General features: G+C 68.6%; 14 protein-coding genes. All 14 read right to left on the bottom strand.

What is annotated here, in order from left to right:
- Positions 1-9 precede the first annotated feature (9 nt).
- A complete protein-coding gene (locus ACA097_RS20395; RefSeq protein ID WP_371365609.1) occupies positions 10-1,200 on the bottom strand; it encodes a saccharopine dehydrogenase family protein in 1,191 nt (396 codons plus the stop codon).
- A gap of 69 nt (positions 1,201-1,269) precedes the next feature.
- Positions 1,270-2,637: an FAD-dependent oxidoreductase gene (locus ACA097_RS20390; RefSeq protein WP_371365607.1), complete on the bottom strand. Its 1,368-nt coding sequence runs from the start codon at positions 2,635-2,637 to the stop codon at positions 1,270-1,272.
- Positions 2,638-2,759: 122 nt separating this feature from the next.
- On the bottom strand, positions 2,760-4,001 hold the full coding sequence (locus ACA097_RS20385; RefSeq protein WP_371365605.1) for a helix-turn-helix transcriptional regulator: 1,242 nt from the start codon (positions 3,999-4,001) through the stop codon (positions 2,760-2,762).
- A 438-nt stretch (positions 4,002-4,439) separates the two neighbouring features.
- Positions 4,440-5,315 (bottom strand): SDR family oxidoreductase, encoded by an 876-nt coding sequence (locus ACA097_RS20380; RefSeq protein ID WP_043254180.1) that lies wholly within the window; start codon positions 5,313-5,315, stop codon positions 4,440-4,442.
- Positions 5,316-5,482: 167 nt separating this feature from the next.
- Positions 5,483-6,631 (bottom strand): acetyl-CoA C-acetyltransferase, encoded by a 1,149-nt coding sequence (locus tag ACA097_RS20375; RefSeq protein WP_371365603.1) that lies wholly within the window; start codon positions 6,629-6,631, stop codon positions 5,483-5,485.
- Positions 6,632-6,641: 10 nt separating this feature from the next.
- A complete protein-coding gene (locus tag ACA097_RS20370) occupies positions 6,642-7,703 on the bottom strand; it encodes an acyl-CoA dehydrogenase family protein (protein ID WP_043254186.1) in 1,062 nt (353 codons plus the stop codon).
- 11 nt (positions 7,704-7,714) lie between these two features.
- On the bottom strand, positions 7,715-8,881 hold the full coding sequence (locus tag ACA097_RS20365) for an acyl-CoA dehydrogenase (RefSeq protein WP_371365601.1): 1,167 nt from the start codon (positions 8,879-8,881) through the stop codon (positions 7,715-7,717).
- A 16-nt stretch (positions 8,882-8,897) separates the two neighbouring features.
- The gene (locus ACA097_RS20360) at positions 8,898-9,650 is read right to left on the bottom strand and encodes an enoyl-CoA hydratase family protein (RefSeq protein ID WP_371365599.1); all 753 of its coding nucleotides are present in this window, start codon (positions 9,648-9,650) and stop codon (positions 8,898-8,900) included.
- Complete coding sequence (locus ACA097_RS20355) at positions 9,631-10,743, bottom strand: NAD(P)H-dependent flavin oxidoreductase (protein ID WP_371365597.1); 1,113 nt, start codon at positions 10,741-10,743, stop codon at positions 9,631-9,633. The genes ACA097_RS20360 and ACA097_RS20355 overlap by 20 nt, the downstream gene beginning before the upstream one ends.
- Positions 10,740-11,597 carry an enoyl-CoA hydratase gene (locus tag ACA097_RS20350; protein ID WP_371365595.1) on the bottom strand — a complete coding sequence of 286 codons (858 nt, stop codon included), beginning with the start codon at positions 11,595-11,597 and terminating at the stop codon, positions 10,740-10,742. The genes ACA097_RS20355 and ACA097_RS20350 overlap by 4 nt, the downstream gene beginning before the upstream one ends.
- Positions 11,594-12,403 carry a CoA-transferase subunit beta gene (locus ACA097_RS20345; RefSeq protein ID WP_371365592.1) on the bottom strand — a complete coding sequence of 270 codons (810 nt, stop codon included), beginning with the start codon at positions 12,401-12,403 and terminating at the stop codon, positions 11,594-11,596. Before ACA097_RS20345 ends, ACA097_RS20350 begins: the two co-directional genes overlap by 4 nt.
- A 12-nt stretch (positions 12,404-12,415) precedes the next feature.
- Positions 12,416-13,297 carry a CoA transferase subunit A gene (locus ACA097_RS20340; RefSeq protein ID WP_371365590.1) on the bottom strand — a complete coding sequence of 294 codons (882 nt, stop codon included), beginning with the start codon at positions 13,295-13,297 and terminating at the stop codon, positions 12,416-12,418.
- Positions 13,298-13,307: 10 nt separating this feature from the next.
- Positions 13,308-14,204: a VOC family protein gene (locus ACA097_RS20335; protein ID WP_371365588.1), complete on the bottom strand. Its 897-nt coding sequence runs from the start codon at positions 14,202-14,204 to the stop codon at positions 13,308-13,310.
- Between the two features lie 250 nt (positions 14,205-14,454).
- Entirely contained in the window at positions 14,455-14,934 is a 480-nt protein-coding gene (locus ACA097_RS20330) for a hypothetical protein (RefSeq protein ID WP_160287998.1), read from the bottom strand.
- Positions 14,935-15,100 lie beyond the last annotated feature (166 nt).

Raw genomic sequence — 15,100 nt, 5'->3', positions numbered from 1 at the left:
TACGCGGGATCAGGCGAACAGCTCGCCCTGCACCCGGGTTTCGCTGGCGATGAAGGTCGCGCCGGTTTCCTCGGCGAAGGCGCGCACATAGGCCTCGGCGTCCACGCAGCTTTCCGGCGCCAGCAGGCCCTGGCCGAGGATCCGGTCGTCCAGGTAGGCCTCGATGAACAGGCGTGCGCAGGTCGGGGTCGGGTCGGCGGTGCTGTCCTCGGTCTCCTCCACCGGCAATTGCAGGTGCTGCTCGACCACGCTGCACACTTCGGCGCCGTCGCGCAGGCCACGGACCTCAACGCGCATGGCCACCGCCCAGGGCTCGTCGGACAGGTCGACGCTCAGGGCCTTGCGCCCGGCCTCGCTGGACAGGTGTTGGGTGAGGAACTTGAGCGGCGAGATGCCCAGCGACTCGATCTTCTCCGGGCTGCCCAGGCCGAGGTCGATCATCGATTGCCAGATCTTCGAACCGGCCTCGGGAATGAAGCCGATGCGGTTGGTGACCTGCTGCAGGCCGGGGATGCAATGCGGCAGGGTGACGGTCTCGCCGTGGCCGATGAAGAACCCCGGGTAGTGCTTGAACGGCGCCGAGTAAGGCACCTCCAGGCGACCGCCCCAGCCGGGCATCTTGCGGTACTGGCCGTCGACGAACTGCACCACTTCGCCGCAGGTGATGTGCATCATGTGGTCAACCACCGCCGGCGACAGCAGGTCCGGCACGAAGGGCACGGCGGTGGCCAGGTGGATTTCCGTGGCGCTGTCCAGGCGATCGACCAGCATGCGCGCGATCACGTTGCTCAGGCCGGGCGTCGAGCCGCAACCGACGACCAGGCGAATCCCGGCTTCCAGGGCGCGCTGCTGATAGCTCGGATCGAGGTAGAGAGCCTCGGCGACATCATGGTCGTCGTTGATGTCGATGTAGTCGACGCGGGCGCGCAGGGCCGCCTCGATCACCGGCACCGCGCTGCGATAGAACGGACCGACCGCGTTGAACACCAGGTCGACGCCATCGAGCAGCGCGTCCAGGCACGCCGGGTCGAGCACGTCGGCCCGCGCCGCCTTCACCTGCGAGCCCAGGTCGGCGGCGAGTTTCTCGGCGACCTCGAGGTTCAGGTCGGCCACCACGTATTCGACCGAGGGATGACGCGGCACCAGTTGGCGCGCCACGTTGGCCCCGACATTCCCGCACCCCAACAGCAAGATCTTCATGCTTACCTCTCTTTCTGCTTCTTGTTTTCGTGTTAAGCGTTCTCGCTCCGGACGCGGGCGCGCCCGGGCTCAGACCAGGTCGAGGCGGTCCGCCAGCCTGGCCGCCGGGATCAGCACCCGGCGGATCTTGGTTTCGAATCGTCCCGGCAGACACACCGCCTGCGGCTGCTCCAGCGGCAGCAGGGCATCGTCCGGACGGTCGGCTGCGAGCGCGCGCGCCAGGTCCATGCCCAGCAGCGGGCCCATGAGGTTGCCCCAGGAGCCGAGGTTCATCAGCGCCAGCACGCCGTCCGCCGCCCGGTAAAGCTTCGGATAGGCGGCCTCGTAGGCGACCGAGGAGTTGGCGGTCATCCCGGTCCAGTAGGACTCCAGCTCGATGGGCGCATTGCCCACGCCCGGGAAGGTGCGGCGCAGGTAGCGCACGAAGCTGGCGAAGTGGACGTCCGCGCACTGCGCCTGGCGGTGCCGCGGGATGGTCGCGGTGACCAGCCGGCCGCGCCCGTCTACGACCAGCGGATAGAGACCGGCGGGGTACTGCATGAGCGCCACGCGGGCCGGGTTGATGGCGTCGAGCACGGCCGCCGGCAGCGGTCGCGTGGCCATGCCGCAGGCGACCAGGGGGAACTGGGTCCGCGCCAGTTCCGGGAAGAAAGCGTTGCCGGTGTGGCCGCTGGTGCACAGCACCACGCGCGCCGCGCGCACGCTGCCGGTGGCGGTGCGCACACGCCAGCGGTTGCCGTCGCGCTCGCAGGCCAGCACGCAGGAATTGCCGAACACCGAGGCCCCGGCGCGCACGGCTGCGGCGGCCATGCCCTGGGTGAAGAGGTAGGGGTTGATCCGCCCACCTTCGCGCCAGTGGATGCCCTGGGTGTAGATGTCGGTACCGAGCATCTCCCGCAGGCGCGCCTGGCCGACCAGTTCGACGTCGTAGCCGAACCCCTTCCACTGCTGCGTCTGTTTCGCCAGCGCGGCGCTCGGTCGGCGCGCCGCTTCGAGCATCCCGCAGGCCGCCGCATCGGCGTCCAGGCCATGCTTGCGGCAGAGCTCGAAGACGATGTTGCGCTGCTCGATGAAGGTTTCGATGAAGCGCCGCCCCTGGTCGCGATGGGCGCGCAGCGGTTCGAAGGAGCTCAGGTAGGGCTGCACGTGCCCGGCGTTGCGCCCGGAGGCGCCGCTGGCCGGCTGGTCGGCTTCCAGCAGCACGCTGCGTACGCCGCGCTCTGCCAGGTGCAGGGCCAGGGAAGTCCCGGCCAGGCCGGCGCCGACGACCACCACATCGGCGTCCAGGTCGCCGTCCAGCGCCGCGTACACGGGCGCGGGTTGCGCCGCCGGCCAGCCGCTGAAGCGGATCGGCACCACGCCGGCCTCGTAGGCCTGGGCGATGGGGAACTGCGGAACCCGTCCGCACGCGGCTTGCCGATCGATCGCACTGCTCACTGGCGACTCCTTGGTATGCGCTGCCGGCCTTGTGGCCGGGGCAGCTCCAGTGGCATCGATCCTAGAGAGAGGGAGAAACACCGCTCCAGTACCAACTGGTACTGAGAACGCGGGTTCCGGCGTCAGCGCAGCAGGGCGACGCTCCGGCACATCAGGCGCACCAGGTCGGTCTGGCCCTTGATGCCGAGCTTGGCGTAGATGTTCTTCGAATAATTGCGCGCGGCAGTCACGGCGATGTTCATCTGCCCGGCCGCTTCGCTGATCGTCCGCCCGGTGGCCAGCCAGGCCGCCAGGCGCGCCTCCTGGCGGGTCAGGCCGAAGAGCTGGCCGAGCAGCTCGGGCGAGTGGGCGCGCGGGACTTGCGATGCAGCCTCGCACTGGGAAAGCTCGCAGAGGTGGACGATCACGCTGGGCACCTGCTCGCCCTGGTAATAAGGCGCCGGCGGCACCGGCGCGACCAGGATGCCGAGCAAGGTGCCGTCGCGCGCCTGCAGGCGCACCCGCTCGCCGGGACCGTCGCGCGCCTGCAGGACCTTTGCGACAGCCGCCTCCAACGCCTGCTGCGCTCCGCGCTCCTCGACCTGCAAGCGCCCCTGGCGAATCTCGATGCCGACCTGCCGGGCGATGATCGCGCGGGCCGCACGGTTCGCGCAGAGCACCCGCGCATGGCCATCCAGCAGCAGGCAACCGAGCGCCAGGTGGTCGAGGCTGCCCTCGTACACCGCCTTCTCGGCCTCCTCGCGCTTGAGCCGGGCGTACAGGCCCAGCGACCGGGAAAGATGCGGCAGCAATTGCGCCAGCAAGGCGCGCTCCTCCGCGGCGAAGGCCTGCCCGGACAGCCGCAGGCCACGCACCACGTCGATCCAGCAGCGCATGCCGCCGGGCTCTGCGAAGCAACCGCGCAGGCACCGCCCGATGCCCAGCGAAACCATGAAGGCGGCACAGTCCCCCTCCACGTCGCCCGGCCCGAACTCGATCAGCGTGCCCGGCGCCACCGACTCCGGACGCACCAGCTCGATGTGCCAGAAGCGCTCGCGGGAAACCTGCTCGGCGAGGTCCCAGTCAGTGCGATCATCGGCGTCCAGGGCCATCACCTGGACATCCCGGGGCTGGTCCTCGGAATGATGCAGGGTGATGGTCACGTTGAAGGCGCCGAGCAACTGCCGCAGGCGCTCGGCCAGGCCGAACCAGGGCCGCGCCTCGCTGAGCCCCTCGTAGGCCAGGCCGATCAGCTCCGTCAGAGCCTCGGCGACCTGCCAAGGCGGCGAGGAAGCCTGGGCGCCACACAGCAGCACCCCCAGCCCTTGTTCACGGCCCACGACGGCGCGGACCGCTCCCTGCATCTCGGTGAAGGCGAACTTCATGGCAGGCAGCCCTGTCGAGTCGGATGGAGGCAGTCTGGCCGCAGCGCGGGTGGGGGGAATCGTCCGAATGGACGTGGGGGCTTGCCGGAGCCGGCCTTTCGCAGGAGCGAGCTTGCTCACGAACCGAGGCAACCGGCCGGCTGCAGCCCCCCCGTTCTGCCGAACAGCCCCTCTCCCGCTTGCGGGGGAGGGTTAGGGAGGGGGAGCGGAGTCAGGCTTGGCGCCGATGCTGGGGCGAAGTCCGCTACCCTCTCCCCAGCCCTCTCCTACGCGGCCCGCCCTGAAGGGAGAGGGAGCCGTTCGGCATCATCCTGTAGGAACGGATTCATCCGCGATTATCCCTGCACCGAGACAACCCTGTAGGAGCGCGCCATGCGCGCGATTCGCGGCCATGGGCCGCTCCTACAGGGGAACTCCGTATGTTGAGGTTTGCGGGTCTCAGGTGCCGTAGACCTTCTGCGCCGGCACCGCTTGTTCGATCAGGGCATCCACTGCCGCACCGACTTCCGCCGGCTGCCAGCGCGCGCCCTTGTCGAGTTGCGGACCCAGGCGCCAACCGTCGGCAATGGACAGCTTGCCGCCTTCGACTTCGAACAGCTTGCCGGTGACGTGCTGCGAGTCCTCGGACACCAGCCAGGCCACCAGTGGCGCGACGTTTTCCGGGGCGAAGTGGTCGAAGCCTTCTTCCGGCTTTTTCATCGTCGCGGCGAACACCTGCTCGGTCATGCCGGTGCGCGCGGCCGGGGCCAGGGCGTTGGCGGTGATGCCGTAGCGCGCCAGTTCCGCCGCCTGCACCAGGGTCAGGGAGGCGATGCCGCCCTTGGCTGCTGCGTAGTTGGATTGGCCGATGCTGCCTTGCAGCCCGGCGCCGGAGCTGGTGTTGATGATGCGCGCCTGCACCTTGGCGCCCTGCTTCGCCTGCTCGCGCCAGTGCTTCACGGCGTGGCTGGCGATGCAGAAGTGGCCCTTCAGGTGCACGGCCATCACCGCGTCCCAGTCGGCTTCGGTGAGGCTGGCGAACATGCGGTCGCGGCAGATGCCGGCGTTGTTGACCACCGCGTGCAGGTCGCCGAAGGCGGCGATGGCCGAGCCGACGATCTCGCCAGCTTCGACGTAGTCGGTGATGTCGTGGCAGTCGCCGATGGCGCTGCCGCCCTGGTCGCGGATCAGCGCCACCACGCCAGCGACGGCTTCCCGGTTGATGTCGTTGACCACGACTTTCGCGCCCTCGGCCGCCAGGGCCAGGGCATAGGCGCGGCCAAGGCCGCCTCCGGCGCCGGTGATGATGACGACGCGGTCTTTGCAAATGGGCATGGGGTACTCCGGAATTGTTCGGTTGCTGGCTGTTTTCTGGGTCCCCGCGTTCGCGGGGAAGACGAAAAAGGGCTCGCGCATTCCCCGTCATCTCCGCATCTGCGGGTACAGGAAACGGCGGAATTTTCTGCGTCATTCCCGCGAACGCGGGAACCCAATGAACAACCTCAAAGCCTTTCGATAATCGTCACGTTCGCCTGCCCACCGCCTTCGCACATGGTCTGCAGGCCATAACGGCCGCCCGTGCGTTCCAGCTCGTGGAGCAGCGTGGTCATCAGCCTTGCGCCCGTTGCGCCCAACGGATGGCCGAGGGCGATGGCGCCGCCGTTGACGTTGGTGCGTTCGTGGGGGTAGCCGGTTTCCTGCAGCCAGGCCATGACCACCGAGGCGAAGGCTTCGTTGATCTCCACCCGGTCGATGTCTTCCAGGCGCATGCCGGCCTTCTTCAGCGCGTACTCGGTGGCCGGGATGGGCGCGGTGAGCATCCACACCGGGTCGTCGGCGCGCACGCTGAGGTGGTGGATGCGGGCTCGCGGAGTCAGGCCGTAGCGCTTGAGCGCCTGCTCGGAAACGATCAGCAGGGCGCTGGCCGCGTCGCAGGTCTGGCTCGATACGCCGGCGGTGACGCGGTCGCAGCCGAACAGGCTTTCCAGCTCGGCCATCTTCGCCAGGCTGGTCTGCCGGGGCGTCTCGTCGTGCTCGATGCCGGCCAGCGGGGCTATTTCGCGCTTGAAGCGGCCTTCCTCGATGGCGCGCAGCGCGCGGCGGTGCGACTCCAGCGAATAGGCTTCCAGCGCCTCGCGGCTGATGCCCCACTTCTCGGCGATCATCTGCGCCGAGCGGAATTGGCTCGGCGGCGTCGCGCCGTAACGCTTCACCCAGCCTTCGGAGCCGCTGAAGGGGTCGCTGAAGCCCAGCGGCTCGGCGGCGGTCATGGCCGAGGAGATCGGGATCTGCGTCATGGTCTGCACGCCGCCGGCGATCACCACGTCCTGGGTGCCGCTCATCACAGCTTGCGCGGCGAAATGCACGGCCTGCTGCGAGGAGCCGCACTGGCGGTCGACTGTGGTGCCGGGCACGCCCTGGTCGAGGCCGGCGGCCAGCCAGCAGGTGCGGGCGATGTCGCCGGCCAGCGGGCCGATGGTGTCGACGCAACCGAAGATGACGTCGTCGTAGTCCGCGTCCGGAATGCCGTTGCGCTGCACCAGTTCGCGCAGCACGTGGGCACCGAGGTCGGCGGCGTGGATCTGCGCCAGGCCGCCCTTGCGCTTGCCGGTGGGCGTGCGCAGGGCGTCGACTATGTAGGCTTCTGCCATGGTCCTTTCCTCAACTGCCGAAGGTGTGGCCGGCGCCGGCGTTCAGTTCGCCGGCGAACAGCGCCTGGCACAGCCGCGCCTTGTGCAGGCTGCGGTCGCCCCAGACCTTGTCCAGGGCCCAGGCGCGCTTCATGTAGATCTGCAGGTCGACTTCCCAGGTGTAACCCATGGCGCCGTGCACCTGGATCGCGTGCTTGGCGGCGAGCTGCGAAGCCTCGGCGCACGCCAGGCGCGCTTGCGAGACGTGCAGCGCGGCCTGCGAGTGGCCTTCGGCAATCGACTGCGCGGCGCGGTACAGCGGCGCCTTGGCGAACTCGATGAGCACCGCGACGTCGGCCATCAGGTGCTTGACCGCCTGGAAGCTGCCGATCGGCTTGCCGAACTGCTTGCGCTCGAAGCTGTAGTCCACCGCCAGGTCGACCATGCGCCGGGCCAGGCCCAACTGCTGCGCGGCGCAGGCCAGGGCGCCGCGCTCGAAAGCAGCGGCCCACAGCGTGCAAGCTTGCTCACCGCTGGCGACCAGGGTTTGCGCGCTCGGCGTCCACTGCACGCTGAACAGCTGGCGGCCGGGGTCCAGCGCCGGGCTGCGGGTGAGTTCGACGGCAGCTCGCGGTACGGCGTGTACTTCATCGCGGCTGCCGAGGATCAGCAGGTCGGCGACGTGCGCGTCGGCCACCAGCAGGTTGTCCGGGTGGCCCACCGCCAGGCGCGCGCGGCCCTCGGCGATGCGCCCGAGCCAGTCGCTCTTCAGCGCCTCGTGTTCGGCGCCTAGCGCTGCCAGTAGCGGCACGCCGACCAGCAAGGTGTCGAGCAGCGGTTCGGGCAGCGCGGCATAGCCGCACTCCTGCGCCGGCAGGACCCAGTCGGTCTCGTCCAGGCCCAGGCCGCCATAGGCCTCGGGCACATTGAGCACGGTCAAGCCGAGCTCGGCCAGTTGCGCCCAGAGGGCGTCGCAGCGGCCGCTTTCGCTGTCCCACAGCTCGCGCAGGCGCTCGGGGGTCACCTGGTTGGTGAGGAAGGCGCGCACGCTGTCCTGGAAGCTCAGCTGGTCGTCGTTGAAGGTGAAGTCCATGGCCAATCTCCTCAGGCGCGCGGCATGCCGAGCATGCGTTCGGCGATGATGTTGCGCTGGATTTCGTTGGTGCCGGCGTAGATCGGCCCGGCCAGGGAGAACAGGAAACCGTCCAGCCAGCGCCCCACGTCGCCGGCCAGCGGCGCGCCGGGCAGCAGTTCGGCGCGGGCGCCGAGGATGCTCAGCGCGGTGTCGTGCATGCGCTGGTCCAGCTCAGACCAGAAGATCTTGTTGGTCGAGGATTCCGGGCCGATGCGCCCGCCCTGCTGCAGGCGCGAGGCAGTCATGTAGGTGCTCAGGGTGTAGGCCTCGGCGTCGAGCCAGGCGCGCATCACCGCCTCGCCGATGGCCGGGTCGCGGTCCGCCGCCTCGCGGTTCTCCAGGTACAGCTGCAGCAGGCGCCGCGCGGTTTCCTGGAAGCGCGCCGGCGAGCGCAGCATCAGCCCGCGCTCGAAGCCGGCGGTGGACATCGCCACGTGCCAGCCCTGGCCCTCGCCGCCGAGGACGTTCTCCACCGGCACCTTCACGTCGTCGAAGAAGATCTCGGCGAAGCCCGGCAGGCCGTCGAGCTGGGCGATCGGGCGGATGGTGATGCCCGGCGCGTCGAGCGGCACCAGGATGAAGGTCAGGCCGTGGTGGCGGCTGGACTGGGGGTCGGTGCGGAACATGCCGAACAGCCAGTCGGCCCACACGGCGCGGGTCGACCAGGTCTTCTGGCCGTTGATCACGTAGTGGTCGCCGACGCGCTCGGCGCGCGAGCGGATCGCCGCCATGTCGGAACCGGCGCCCGGTTCGGACCAGCCTTGCGCCCACACCTCTTCGCCGCGCGCCATGGACGGCAGGAAGCGGGCCTTCTGCTCCTCGGTGCCGAACTCCATGAGGGTCGGGCCGAGGAGGAAAATGCCGTTCTGGTTGACCCGCGCCGGGGCCCCCGCGCGGTAGTACTCCTCCTCGAAGATCAGCCACTGGATCAGGTCGCAGCCGCGACCGCCGTAGGCCTCGGGCCAGGTCACCATGCCCCAGTGGCCTTCGTGCAGGCGCGCTTCCCAGTCACGGTGCAGGCGGAAGCCCTCCTCGGTGTCGAAGGAGGGCAAGGGAGTCTTGGGCACATTGGCCGCCAGCCAGGCGCGGACTTCCTCGCGGAAGGCGCGTTGTTCGTCGTTGTAGTTCAGGTCCATGGGCGGTTGCCTGCGGTCAGTTGAATTGCGCGTCGCGTTTTTCCACGAAGGAATCGCGCGCTTCCTGCGAATCGAGCGAGCGGTAGGCTTCGAGGGTGAAGCCCTGCTCCCAGCGGTATTTGTCTTCGAGGTTGCCGTCCTCGATGCCGGTCAGCGCCTCCTTGGCCAGGGCGATCATGGCCGGGCTCTTGGCGGCGATCTTGCGGGCGATGTCGAGGGCCGCGTCGCGCAGCTTGGCGCGCGGCACCACGCGCTCCACGGCGCCCAGGCGGAAGGCCTCGTAGGCGTCGATGGGCTCGCCGGTGAAGTACATGTGGCGCACCTTCTGCACCGGGAACAGGCGCTGCAGATGGGCGCCGCCGCCCATGGCGCCACGGTCCACCTCGGGCACGCCGAAGGTCGCGCACTCGCTGGCGACGACGATGTCCGCCGCGCCGCACAGGCCGATGCCGCCGCCGAGGACGAAGCCGTGCACGGCGGCGATCACCGGCTTGGGATTGCGATGCACCGCCTTGAAGCTGTCGTAGTTGCCCTTGTTCACCGCAACGATCAGGTTGCCGTTGGCGGCCAGTTCCTTGATGTCGACGCCGGCGCAGAAGCCGCGGCCCTCGGCGCGGATGACGATGACCCGCACCTGCGGATCGCGGCCCAGGCTTTCCAGCTCGGCGGCGATGGCCGCCCAGCCGGCGCAGTCGAAGGCGTTCACCGGCGGGCGGTCGAACACCAGCTCGGCGATGTGCTCGTTGATCTCAACCCGAAACGGCTGCATTGCGGCTCTCCTGGGCGTTGTCGGAAGGGGTTTGCACGGCGACGCGCAAGGCCAGTGCGGCGAGCCGCGTCTCGGCCTGGGCGACCATGGTCTGGATGAGTTCGGCGCAGGACGGCCGGGCATCGAGCAGCGCGGCGACCTGCCCGGCCGGCAGCACGCCGGCCTCGGGTTCGCCATCGACCATGGCCTTCTGGATCACCATGGGCGCGTTGGCCGCCAGCAGCGCCTGGGCCAGCGTCAGCTCGCCGCGATGGCGCAGGGCCTGGAGCATCTGCCCGAAGCCGATGCCGGAAAGGCGTCGGTAAGCCAGCGCGCAGCCCACGGCCAAGCGCAGGCGGCGCAACGGGCCGGCGGCTTCGAGTTGGTCGAGCAGTTCGTTGCGGATCATGCGTTGCGGCAGGCCGTCGAGGGCGCGGCTGACGATCACCTTCGCCGGGTCCTTCACACCGAGGTAGCGATTCAGCGTGGCGTCCGGCACCGGGCTTTCGCGGCTCATCAGGAAGCGCGTGCCCATGGCCACGCCTTCGGCGCCCAGCGCCAGCGCGGCAACCAGGCCGGCGCCGTCGTGGAAACCGCCAGCCGCCACGACCGGCACATTCACCACTTCGCGAACCTGAGCCAGCAGCAGCGCGGTCGGCACCGAGCCGGTATGGCCGCCGCCCTCCCCGCCTTGCACCGTGACGATATCGGCGCCCATCTCCACGGCCTTCTGCGCGTGCTTCAAGGCACCGACGGTGGGCATGCAGATCACCCCGGCGTCTTTCAGCCGGGCGACCATCTGCTTGCCCGGCGAACGGCTGTAGCTCACCGCCTTCACGCCGTGGCGCAGCACCAACTCGACGATCTCGCCGGCGTTGGGCTGGTACATGTGGAAGTTGACCCCGAACGGCCGGTCGGTCAGCGCCTTGGTCTTGAGAATCGCCGCTTCCATCAGGTGCGGCTCGATGGTCGCCCCGGCGAGAAAGCCGAAGCCGCCGGCATTGCAGGTGGCCGCCACCAGGCGCGGGTCGGCGACCCAGCCCATGGCGGTCTGGATGATCGGGTAACGGCAACCGAGCAGCTCGGTGACGCGGGTGCTCAGGTCCAGGCTCATTGGCCCTCCTTCGCCGCTTCGCGCTGCGAGCTGGCCATGCTGCGGGCGTCGTAGCCGCCCAGGCGGTCGCCGCTGACCAGCTCGTTGTGGGCGTGGGCGAAGTGGTGCAGGCCGAACACCATGTCCATGGTGGCGCGCTTGCCCATCAGGTCCTCGGCGTTGTTCAACGCCTGCTTGGTCAGCTGCAGGCCCAGGCGCGGCATCTCGGCGATTCGCCGGGCCATGTCGAGGGTCACGTCGAGCAGCACGTCGCGCGGCACCACCTTGTTGACCATGCCCATTTGCCAGGCGCGCTCGGCCGGCATGCGCTCGCCGAGGAAGAGGAATTCCTTGGCGATGCGCGGGTTGAGTTCGTGGGCGTGGGCGAAGTACTCGACGCCGGGGATGCCCATGCGCACCACCGGGTCGCGGAAGTACGCATCGTCGCTGGCGACGATCAGGTCGCAGACCCAGGCCAGCATCAGTCCACCGGCGATGCAGGCGCCCTGGACCATAGCCACGGTCGGCTTGGGCATCTCGCGCCAGCGCCGGCACATGCCCAGGTAGACCTCCTGCTCGCGGGCATAGAGGAACTCGCCGCCGGGCTTGTTCACGTGGTCGTACCAGAGGCTCGCGCGGTCGAAGCTCTTGTCCACGTCGCGGCCCGGCGTGCCGATGTCGTGGCCGGCGGAGAAGTGCTTGCCGGCGCCGCGCAGGACGATGACCTTGATCGCGTCGTCGTCGCAGGCGCGGCGGAAGGCCGCGTCCAGCGCGTAGGTCATCTGCGAGTTCTGCGCGTTGTGGAACTCGGGGCGATTCATGGTGACCAGGGCCACTGGGCCCAGCACCTCGTAGAGGACGACCTCTTCGCTCATGGCCGCGCCCCTGCGGTGCGGCGGTCGCCCGGCGGGTTGTCCTTGAGCTGGCGGGCACGCAGGTTGTGCGGGTCGAGGCGGGCGATCAGCGCCAGCTGCTCGGCGCTCGGCGCGGCGGTGGTCGGAATGTCGGCCGGCAGCGCCAGGTCGAAACCGGTGTTGTCCAGCACCTGTGCCAGCTCCACGCCGGGGTGCAGCGAGCGCACGCGCATCTGCCGTTGCGGGCCCTGGAAGTCGAGCACGCAGAGGTCGGTGACCACCAGGCGGATGTCGATGTCGTCCAGCGACCAGCCACGGGCCAGGCGCGCCGGGTTGTAGCCGACCGAGGCGACCATATCCACCTCGCCTTCGACGAACACGCGGCGGTTGTGCGCCGGCACGAAGAAGGAGTTGGCATGGCTGATGGAGTTGCCGGGGAAGCCGCGCACGCCGAGCATCTGCGCCTTGGGCTTGGCGTAGTCGCCGACGCAGGAGATGTTCGCCTGGCCGAAGCGGTCGATCTGGGTCGGACCGACCAGCGCGTGGCGGCGCCCGCCCCAGACGTTGTCGAAGATGCGCGAGAAGCCCATCCAGCTGTCGCACTTCGGCTCGTAGCCGTTGCGCGCGCCCAGCGGCACCGGCTCGGCGACCATGAAGGCCTCGGAGTCGGTCATCAGCAGCTCGCGGTTACTGCTGAGCATGGCCAGGGAAGCGGCCAGGCGCGGGATCACGCCGATGCCGGTGGCGAGCACTTCGCCGTCGTCGCGCCAGCATTCGCTGGCGGCGCAGATCAGCAGTTCGGCGAGGCTGTAGGTTGTATCGGTCATGGCTTGGCCTCGTCAGAACACCGGCAGGGGCAGTTTGCGCAGGGCGTCGAGCCCGCCGACCTTGTCCAGGTAGGCGGCTTCGCCGTCGCGAATGAATTCGTCGTAGTAGCGCTGCCAGCCGCCCTCTTCCGAGGCCGAGGCGTTGTAGCGCTGGAAGTGCGGCACGTCGAAGCCGTACAGCGGCGCGCAGGAACTCGGGTGCGCCCCGCCGGGGATGTGCACCACGCCGCTGGTGAGGTTGCGCTCCCAGAACACCTGGCGCGCGGCCTGCGGGTTGGCGTGGAAGTGCGCGGAATCGACCAGCTCGTCGCAGCTGACGAAGGTCTGCTCGGCGGCGCGCACGAAGAGGTCGTCCATGTAGTGGTCCGGCCCCTCGATCTGGCAGACGCCACGGGCATCGGCGCGGTCGACGTGGATCAGCGCGGCGTCCAGCTTCAGCGCCGGCATGGCGACCCAGTCGCGGCCATCTGCGTAGGGCGAGGCGACCAGCTTGATGTCCGGGCTGTGGGTCAGCACGTCGGTGCCCAGGCCCACGGCGGTCGGGATGAAGGGCACGTTCATGGCGGCGGCGCGCAGGCCGAGCAGCATCATGCCCTCGTCGATCTCCATGACCTCCAGCTCGCCGGCCTGGCGCGCCTTGCGGAAGTAGGGTTCGAGCGGAATGAAATCCAGCGAGACGAAGGCGAACACCAGCTTCTTCACCTTTCCGGCGGCGCAGAGCATGCCGACGTCGGCGCCGCCATAGGCGACCAGGGTGAGGTCCTTGAGGTCGGAGCGGAGGATCTCGCGGATCAGCGCCATCGGCTTGCGGCGCGGGCCCCAGCCGCCGATGCCGAGGGTCATGCCGTCGCGCAGCTGGGCGACCACGTCGGCCGCAGTCATGCATTTGTTCATGGTGCGTTCCTCACTGCCGGCCGACGCTGAAGTCGTGGCCCCAATGGCTGACGACGGTGCTCTCGAAGGGGCAATGGCGCTCCCAGTCCACCTCCAGCCCGCCATGCCCGTACTCGATGTCGAAGCCGCCGGGGCTCTGCATGTAGAACGAAACCATGTGGTCGTTGGTGTGCTTGCCGAGGGTCGCCGAGAGCTTCACGCCGTGGGCGTGCATGCGGTCCAGCGCGCGGCCGACGTCGTCGAGGGCGGCGGTCTCCAGCATCAGGTGCACGCAACCGCTGGGGATCGGGCACTCGAAGATCGCCAGCGAGTGGTGGCGGGCGTTGCCGCAATGCATGAAGTGGATGCGCTTTTCCGGCTCTTGCGGGTCGGGCGTGAAGCGCACCTTCATCAGGTCGGAGAGGCCGAAGCCCAGCACCTCTTCATAGAAGGCACGGCAGCGCTCGAAGCTCGGCGCCGGCAGAACGACGTGGCCCATGCCCATGGCACCGGTGACGAAACCGCTGACGCCGGCCGGGGAAACGAAGGGGCGGAAGTCCTGGCAGGGGCCCCAGAACAGCTCATGGCGGTTGCCGTCCGGGTCATGGAAGAAGGCGACTTCCTGGACCTTGCGCAGCGCGCAGTCGGCGGCGCCGCCGCGAACCACCTCGACATCGGCCTGCCGCAGCTCGGCGATGGCCTGCTCGAAGGCAGCCTGGCCGGCCACTTCCCAACCACTGGCGCCATAGCCGTCGCGCGCATCGCGCAAAACCAGCAGGCGGAAGTGGCGCTCGTCCATCTTCAGGTACAGCGCGCCCTCGGGAGCCGCCGCATCCACCATCAGCCCCAGCACTTCGCTGGCATAGGCACGCCAGCGTTCCAGGTCGCTGGCCAGGACGGTCACGTAGCCCAGTCCACGGATATCCATCGGGGAAACTCCTCATCATCGTCGCCAAGCCGCGAGGGGTTGGCTGGTGATGGGGATTCAAACAGCGCGGGCTGGGCGCAACATCGTCCAATGGGACTAGCGCCAGGGCGGCGGGGAGCGAGGCGTTACGAGGGGCGGGTCGGCCCGTTGCCGGGTAGCACCGAGCACAGCTCGCCGAGCCGGACGCCGCCGTCAATGCAACCAGCGGCGCGAAGCTGTTGAGCTAATTGCCGACCAGTACCGCAGCACCTCAGGTGCGGGAGTCCCTCTTCTGCAAGATCAGCGAGGCTTGGTTATAGGCCATCTGGAAGTCGTCGCTTTCCAGCCAGATCATGGCCATGTCCTCGTCTTCTTCGTAGAAGATCGCGCGATAGGTAATCAGCAGGCTCATGATGAAGTCGGCCGCGGCCTCGTCCGATTCCTCGGCCACCACCAGCTGCAACACCGGGTACTGCAGGAACACCAGGCAAAGGGCGAGCAGACTTATGTCCTCGCTGAGGTACATGGCCTGGAACAGATCGCCGAAATCCGCCGGGTCGAAGCCGTTCTCCTCGATGTCCTTGTAGTCGAAGGTGCTCAAGTCAAGCGCGAAATCGGCGAACGGATCGTTGATCAGCGGGTTGGCCAGGAGCGGATGGACGACATGGGCTTTCGACTTGCCCATGCGGTTTTGCTTGGCTTTGGCTTTCGCCCGCTGGGCGCGCTTCTTCTGTTTGTCTGAGGAGGCCATGAAGGCAAGTTCCTTGTTCGAGGCAGCCATGTTCATGGCCTGGAAAGATAAAGGATAAGAGCTCAGTCGTTCTACGAACGTCATGTCTGGCTGGTCATTGCCGGCGCCAACCGTTAGGAGCCGGCCAAGAGCAGACATTCGCATGCCTTTCGGCCAGTCCCATCGA

This window comes from Pseudomonas sp. QL9, assembly GCF_041409665.1.
GTDB lineage: Bacteria > Pseudomonadota > Gammaproteobacteria > Pseudomonadales > Pseudomonadaceae > Pseudomonas > Pseudomonas knackmussii.
The sequence above is the reverse complement of the archived record's forward strand: the minus strand, read 5'-3'. Positions and strand labels throughout refer to the sequence as shown.

Excerpts from the sequence above, each read along its gene's own strand:
- ACA097_RS20395 (WP_371365609.1), bottom strand. The coding sequence starts at position 1,200 with ATGAAGATCTTGCTGTTGGGGTGCGGGAATGTCGGGGCCAACGTGGCG.
- ACA097_RS20385 (WP_371365605.1), bottom strand. The coding sequence starts at position 4,001 with ATGAAGTTCGCCTTCACCGAGATGCAGGGAGCGGTCCGCGCCGTCGTG.
- ACA097_RS20380 (WP_043254180.1), bottom strand. The coding sequence starts at position 5,315 with ATGCCCATTTGCAAAGACCGCGTCGTCATCATCACCGGCGCCGGAGGC.
- ACA097_RS20375 (WP_371365603.1), bottom strand. The coding sequence starts at position 6,631 with ATGGCAGAAGCCTACATAGTCGACGCCCTGCGCACGCCCACCGGCAAG.
- ACA097_RS20370 (WP_043254186.1), bottom strand. The coding sequence starts at position 7,703 with ATGGACTTCACCTTCAACGACGACCAGCTGAGCTTCCAGGACAGCGTG.
- ACA097_RS20365 (WP_371365601.1), bottom strand. The coding sequence starts at position 8,881 with ATGGACCTGAACTACAACGACGAACAACGCGCCTTCCGCGAGGAAGTC.
- ACA097_RS20360 (WP_371365599.1), bottom strand. The coding sequence starts at position 9,650 with ATGCAGCCGTTTCGGGTTGAGATCAACGAGCACATCGCCGAGCTGGTG.
- ACA097_RS20355 (WP_371365597.1), bottom strand. The coding sequence starts at position 10,743 with ATGAGCCTGGACCTGAGCACCCGCGTCACCGAGCTGCTCGGTTGCCGT.
- ACA097_RS20350 (WP_371365595.1), bottom strand. The coding sequence starts at position 11,597 with ATGAGCGAAGAGGTCGTCCTCTACGAGGTGCTGGGCCCAGTGGCCCTG.
- ACA097_RS20345 (WP_371365592.1), bottom strand. The coding sequence starts at position 12,403 with ATGACCGATACAACCTACAGCCTCGCCGAACTGCTGATCTGCGCCGCC.
- ACA097_RS20340 (WP_371365590.1), bottom strand. The coding sequence starts at position 13,297 with ATGAACAAATGCATGACTGCGGCCGACGTGGTCGCCCAGCTGCGCGAC.
- ACA097_RS20335 (WP_371365588.1), bottom strand. The coding sequence starts at position 14,204 with ATGGATATCCGTGGACTGGGCTACGTGACCGTCCTGGCCAGCGACCTG.
- ACA097_RS20330 (WP_160287998.1), bottom strand. The coding sequence starts at position 14,934 with ATGGCCTCCTCAGACAAACAGAAGAAGCGCGCCCAGCGGGCGAAAGCC.